The organism is Mycobacterium sp. UM_Kg27 (genome assembly GCF_000972905.1).
GTDB lineage: Bacteria > Actinomycetota > Actinomycetes > Mycobacteriales > Mycobacteriaceae > Mycobacterium.
In genome coordinates this window covers 1-6,047 of record NZ_JRMM01000192.1, presented here as the reverse complement: position 1 = coordinate 6,047, position 6,047 = coordinate 1, and the positions used below count along the sequence as shown (strand labels likewise).

Here is a 6,047-nt window from a genome sequence, read left to right as displayed (position 1 = left end):
AGATGTGTATAAGAGACAGGTGCTGATCCCGCTGATCCTGCTGGTGGTGCTCACCGTGTTGTTCGTGCTGCTTCGGGCCGTGTTGGCCCCGCCGGTCCTGGTTGCGGCGACGGTGCTCAGCGCGGTCGCCGCGCTCGGGTTGGGCTGCTGGGCCAGTCTGCACCTGTTCGGATTTCCGGCGCTGGACAACAGCACTCCCCTGTTCGCTTTCCTGTTCCTGGTGGCGCTGGGCGTGGACTACACGATCTTCCTGGTGACCCGCGCCCGCGAAGAGACGCCCGCACACGGCACCCGCGACGGCATGGTGCGCGCGGTGTCAGCCACCGGCGGAGTCATCACCAGCGCCGGCATCGTGCTGGCTGCGGTGTTCTGCGTGCTCGGGGTGCTGCCGTTGATCGTGCTGACTCAGCTGGGCATCATCGTGGGCTTGGGAATCCTGTTGGACACCTTCGTCGTTCGCACCCTGGTGATTCCGGCGTTGTTCGCACTGATCGGCGGCCGGGTCTGGTGGCCCAATCAGCCACGCTGACCGCTACAGGGCCGCCCAGATCGATTTGGTCTTGAGGTAGCCGTCGATGCCCTCGTAGCCGAACTCGTGGCCCATGCCGGACTGCTTGTAGCCGCCGAACGGCACATTGTGGTCGAAGACCAGCTGACAGTTCAACGTTACGGTGCCGGCCTGCAGGCGCTTGCCCAGGTTATGCGCGCGTGCCAGGTTAGTGGTCCACGCCGTGGCCGCCAGACCGTAGCTGGTGTCATTGGCCATCGCCACGGCTTCGTCGTCGTCATCGAACGGCAGAACCGTGACGACCGGTCCGAAGATCTCTTCCCGGTACAGCCGACTGGTGGCCGGGTCGACACCGGTCAGCACGGTCGGCTTCACGAAGTAACCCTTACGGTCCACCCGGTAACCGCCCGACACCACCTCGACACCGTCCTTGCGTCCCTGGTCGATGTAGCCCATGACGCGCGCGAGCTGCTTGGCGCTGACCAGTGGGCTGATCATGGCGCCGTCGTCCTTGGGCCCGCCGAGCACCAAGTTCTCCCCGATCATCGCGATGCCGGCGACCACTCGCTCATAGACGCTGCGCTCCACGAAGATCCGCGAACCGCAGACACAGCCCTGACCCGAATGCACGAAGATGCCCATCGCGGCCATCATGATCGCCATGTCCAGGTCTGCATCGGCATAGATCAGCACCGGGGACTTCCCGCCCAGCTCCAGCGTCACCTTCTTCAGGTTGTCCGCGGAGTTGCGCATGATCTCCTTGCCGACATCGGTCGAGCCGGTGAAGGCGACTTTCTCCACATCGGGGTGGGCGGTGATCGCCGCGCCGGCGGTGGCGCCGTAGCCGATGACGAAGTTGGTGACACCGTCGGGAACCCCGGCCTGCGCGATCAGCCGCTCCAGCAGCACCGCCGACAGCGGCGTCTCCTCCGCCGGCTTGACGACGCTGCTGCAGCCGGCCGCCAGCGCCGGCGCGACCTTGGCGCAGGCGTTGAACAACGGGCCGTTCCACGGATAGATCAGGCCCACCACGCCGTAGGGTTCCTTCATGGTGTAGGCGTGCATGTTGGCGTAGGTGCTGTTGACGCCACCCTCCATCTGCACCTGGTAGCTGCTGCCGTTGAGCTTGGTGCACCAGCCCGCGTAATACCGGTAGAACTCCGCGCAGGTGGACACGATCATCTCGGCCTGCGCGGGCGGCATGCCGGCGTCCAGGGACTCCAGTTCGGCGAACTCCGCGGCGTGCTCATCCATCAGGTCAGCGAGCCGCCACAGCACCTTGGCGCGCTGGCGAGCCGGGAGATCAGTCCACACACCGGATTGGTAGGCCGTCTTGGCGCGGGCGACAGCCTCGTTGACGGCTTCGGGTCCGGCGTCGCGGAACTCGGTGATCTGTTCCTCGGTGGCCGGGTCGATGACCGGGATGACTTCACCGGTACCGGGCCGCTTCGCAAGATCATCGATCACCGACTGCACGGTCATGGGCGGGTCCTTCGGTCGCGACGGCAGATGCTGTGCACCTGCTTAGCATTGCGGACGCGGCGTGGTCAACAGTGGGCATCGGCCACCGCGGTTACGGTTCCGGCTATGAATCGGCGTCGAAGCAGGGCACGGAGGTTCTGATGCGCACCCGCGGCTGGGCCGGCAATGTGCCCGCCAGCGACGAGGAGGCGGTGGCACGGATTCTGCAAGCCACCCGCCGGACCATCGACGAACGCGGTGAGCAGACCAGCATCGCCGACGTCGCGCGCACGCTGGGCGTCACCCGGCAGACGGTCTATCGCTACTTCCCCAGCACCGAGGAACTGCTGACGGCAACGGCCGCCGATGGCGCCGGCGCCTTTCTGGATCAGTTGGCCGAAGCTTTGGCCGGAATAACCGATCCCGGCGAAGCCGTCGCTGAGGGCGTCGCACTCACCCTGGAACGCCTCCCCCACGACCCGTACGTCGGCCTGCTGCTGCGCACCCAACAGGCCAGCGCCTTTGCGGTGACTGTCACGGCCGACACCGGCCGAAGCTTCGGGCACTCCCTGCTGGACCGTCTCGACGTCGACTGGTCCGGCTTCAACGATCGGGACGTCGACGACATCATCGAGATGGTGCTGCGCACGTTGCAGTCATTCATCCTGGCCCCGTTGCCCGCATCGGGCGACGAACTACGGCGCCTGTTGCGCCGGTGGATCGGCCCGGCGGTGAGCGCGGCGCGCAGCGCTACGCCGGATCGCTCGTCAGCGAGTAGGTGACGCCGGTCAGCGCTTCGGCGACCTTCCACAGCCGGCGCTGCGCCTCGGTGTCTAAGGCTCGGCCGGCGGCCCGCACCAACACCGGCGGACCGATCTGCTCGAAACGCCCACCCGGACCGTAGAACTGACCGCCCCTCGCGGCCGGGTCGGTGGCTGCCCGCAGCATCGGCAGGGCCCCCTCGGCCGGGCCCTGGGTGAACCACCCCGTCACATAACGAGACCGGCTGTTGAACACCCAGCGCACCGCCCTGGACTGCTCGCGCAGGATCGAGGTGCGAGTCCCACCGGGGTGTGCCGCCAACGCGATCGCCGAGCCGGCAGACGATTCCAGCCGCCGCTGAAGTTCGTAGGTGGCCATCAGTTGGGCAAGCTTGGACTGGGTGTAGGCCCTCGACGCGGTGAACGACGTGGCCAACTGCAGATCATCGAACGCGATCCGGCCGCTGCGGTGGGTCTTGCTGCTCACCGCGATGATCCGTCCCGCCGCGGAGGCGAGCACGCGATCCAGCAGCAGGCCGGTCAGCGCGAACGGCCCGAGGAAGTTCGTGCCGAAATCGCCCTCGAAACCGTCGACGGTCAGCTGGCGGGTCTGGTGCATGACACCGGCGTTGTTGACCAGAAGGTCGATGATCGGGTAGTCGGCCCGCAGCTCGTCCGCGCAAGCCCGGACCGACGCCAGGTCGCTGACATCCAGATGCACCACGTCGACGCGGGCGGCCGGCGCCGACCGGCGAATGTCTTGCCGGGCCGCGGCAGCCGCGTCGGTGTTGCGGCAGGCCAACACGACCGTGGCGCCGAGGATCGCCAATCCCCGTGCGACTTCGAGGCCGACTCCGGTGTTGGCACCGGTCACGACCGCGGTCCGGCCCGCCTGCGGAGCTGCCTGCTCCAGTGACCATCCGGACGCGCTCATCTACCCGCGGCTCGCCGTCTCGAAACGCTTGTCGGTGTAACGGCGCAGGTTGGACAGAAATCGGCGGAATCCCAGATTCATCAGTGGCCCGCTGACCGGCGAGAACCACGCTGCCGGGCCGGTCAACCGATTGGCCAGGGTCCAGGTGAGCCGGCACCCCCGCGGGATGGGCTCGATGCGGTAGTCCTCGACGAACACCGCCAGCGCCGAGGTCGAACTCGCATTGAAGCGAAAGGCCATGTGCCGTCCGGGTTCCCAGGCCAGGAACTCCTCGTCGCCGACGATACCGCCCCGCATGTCGACGACCCGGGTGGTGCCGACACCGTGCGGTTCCGGGCTGGTCCAGGTCACGTTGGTGATGACACTGGCCCAGTGCGGCCAGGCTTCGGCGTCGGCCAGCACCTCCCAGATCTCCTCGGGCGTCACGGCCAGGTCAACGCTGTTGCTGAACCGCTGCGGCGCCCGCTCGAGGAAGTCGAGGCCGACCTGCTCACACGGATGCATCCGAGACAAGTGCTGGTTCCTTTCGGTGGTGGCCGACTAGCGCGCTCCGCGCACCAGACGGCCCGGCCGTGCACCGGTGTCGACGCCGTTGCGCCGGGTGACGGTACCGCTGACGATCGTCGCAACATACCCGCTCGCGCCCTGCAGCAGGCGGCGCCCGCCGGCCGGCAGGTCATAGGCCATCCGAGCCGGGAGCAGGTTGAGCGCGTCCATGTCGATCACGTTGATGTCGGCCTTCTTGCCGACCTCGATGACGCCGCGATCGCCCAGGCCGAACAACTGCGCGGTGTCGCGGCACTGTTTGCGCACCACGTACTCCAGGGGCAGCTTGTCGCCGCGATGGCGGTCGCGCGCCCAGTGGGTGAGCAGATAAGTGGGATAAGAAGCGTCGCAGATCATTCCGCAGTGCGCGCCGCCGTCGGAGAGACCCAGCACACCGGCGGGGTGGGTGAGCATCTCGCGGATCGCGTCGTGATTGCCATCGGCGTAGTTGAAGAACGGCAGCATCAACATGGCGCCGGCGTCGGCCTGCAGCATCAGGTCATACAGCGTCGACAACGGATCATCACCGCGCGCCGCGGCGATCGCGGCCACCGAGCGGTCCGGGGTCGGCTCGTAGTCCGGCGGGTCACCCAGGTCATAGATCCGGTGCAGTGAGTGCTGCACCAGAGCGAACATCGCGTCGAACTGCAGCGAGGTGTCCACGGGCAGATCCTGTTCGGACAGGATCGCGGCCTTGACCGCCGGTTCGGCAAGGCGTTGTGCGAGTTCGACGCGGCTGCACTGGGCCTTCAGCCGCCGGTAGGTCGGCCGGTGGGTGAAGGCGTGATGCCCGGCGAAACCGAGCAGCATGCCGAACGGGCGGGCGGCGACCTGTGGGTACAGCGCACTACCGGCCTGATGTGCGGCCGCGGAGATGTCGAGTTGCTCACGCCACAGGTTGGGGTCGGCGTCGACCTGGATCAGTGCGAACGACACCGGACGGTCGACCTCGGCGGCCAGGCGCTGCATCCACTCGAGTTCCCTCTTCGGCGCGACGATGTCCTCGCCGGCCGTGCCCTGCGGCGCCAGCTCGAATACGGCCTGGCCACCGGCGGCCATCGCCCGGCCCAGCCCGAACAGTTCGTCCTCGGCGGCGAAAGTTCCCGGCACCGGTTCGCCGTCCATCGCCCGGTGGGTCAACGTCCGTGACGTCGAAAAGCCCAGCGCCCCAGCCTCGATGGCCTGCTGCACCAAGCGGCTCATGGCCGCGATGTCATCGGGAGTCGCCGGCTCGTTGCGGGCACCGCGCTCGCCCATGGCGTAGGCGCGGATCGCCCCGTGGGCGACCTGACTGCCGACGTCGACGGCGAAGTTCTTCCCGTCAAGTACGTCGAGGTACTCCGGATAGCTCTCCCATCCCCAGGTGATGCCTTCGGTGAGTGCGGTGCCCGGAATGTCCTCGACGCCCTCCATCAGCTTGATCAGCCATTCCTCGCTGCCGGGCCGCACCGGGGCGAACCCGACCCCGCAGTTGCCGCTGACGATCGTGGTCACGCCGTGACCGCTGGACGGTTCCAGGAGGTTGTCCCAGCTGACCTGCCCGTCGTAGTGGGTGTGGATGTCGACGAACCCGGGTGCGACGACTTTGCCGGTGGCATCGATCGTTTCGGCCGCCGGCCCCGTCAGTCCCGGATCATCGGTTCCGATGCGGCGCTGCACCGCCACGATGCGTCCGTCCCGGACGCCGACGTCGGCGAGGTAGCGCTGTTCTCCCGTCCCGTCCACGACGGTCCCACCGGTAATCGTGAGGTCGTACACAGCCGTCTCCTTCACTGTGGTGTCGCGCGCACCCAAGAACGGTGTTGATCAATTTGTACCTGTCTCTTATACACATCTG

General features: G+C 67.3%; 6 protein-coding genes. 2 read left to right on the top strand and 4 right to left on the bottom strand.

Annotated features, from left to right (window positions below; translation table 11 throughout):
• A partial coding sequence (locus tag LI94_RS19920) for an MMPL family transporter (protein ID WP_152664884.1) occupies positions 1 to 529 on the top strand: 529 nt, incomplete at its 5' end.
• 3 nt (positions 530 to 532) lie between these two features.
• Here the strand turns inward: LI94_RS19920 and LI94_RS19915 are convergent.
• Positions 533 to 1,990 (bottom strand): aldehyde dehydrogenase family protein, encoded by a 1,458-nt coding sequence (locus LI94_RS19915; RefSeq protein ID WP_046302287.1) that lies wholly within the window; start codon positions 1,988 to 1,990, stop codon positions 533 to 535.
• A 140-nt stretch (positions 1,991 to 2,130) separates the two neighbouring features.
• Here LI94_RS19915 and LI94_RS19910 point away from each other — a divergent pair, with 140 nt between their 5' ends.
• Positions 2,131 to 2,751, top strand: coding sequence for a TetR/AcrR family transcriptional regulator (locus tag LI94_RS19910; protein ID WP_046302290.1), 621 nt, complete (start codon positions 2,131 to 2,133; stop codon positions 2,749 to 2,751).
• Here LI94_RS19910 and LI94_RS19905 read toward each other — a convergent pair.
• Genes LI94_RS19905 through LI94_RS19895 form a run of 3 tightly spaced genes read right to left on the bottom strand, consistent with a single transcriptional unit; the run spans position 2,720 to position 5,968 of the window.
• Positions 2,720 to 3,664, bottom strand: coding sequence for an oxidoreductase (locus LI94_RS19905; RefSeq protein WP_046302286.1), 945 nt, complete (start codon positions 3,662 to 3,664; stop codon positions 2,720 to 2,722). The genes LI94_RS19910 and LI94_RS19905 overlap by 32 nt on opposite strands.
• On the bottom strand, positions 3,665 to 4,168 hold the full coding sequence (locus LI94_RS19900; RefSeq protein ID WP_046302285.1) for an SRPBCC family protein: 504 nt from the start codon (positions 4,166 to 4,168) through the stop codon (positions 3,665 to 3,667).
• A gap of 36 nt (positions 4,169 to 4,204) precedes the next feature.
• Positions 4,205 to 5,968, bottom strand: a complete 1,764-nt coding sequence (locus LI94_RS19895; RefSeq protein WP_046302289.1) for an amidohydrolase family protein — start codon at positions 5,966 to 5,968, stop codon at positions 4,205 to 4,207.
• Between the last annotated feature and the right edge of the window lie 79 nt (positions 5,969 to 6,047).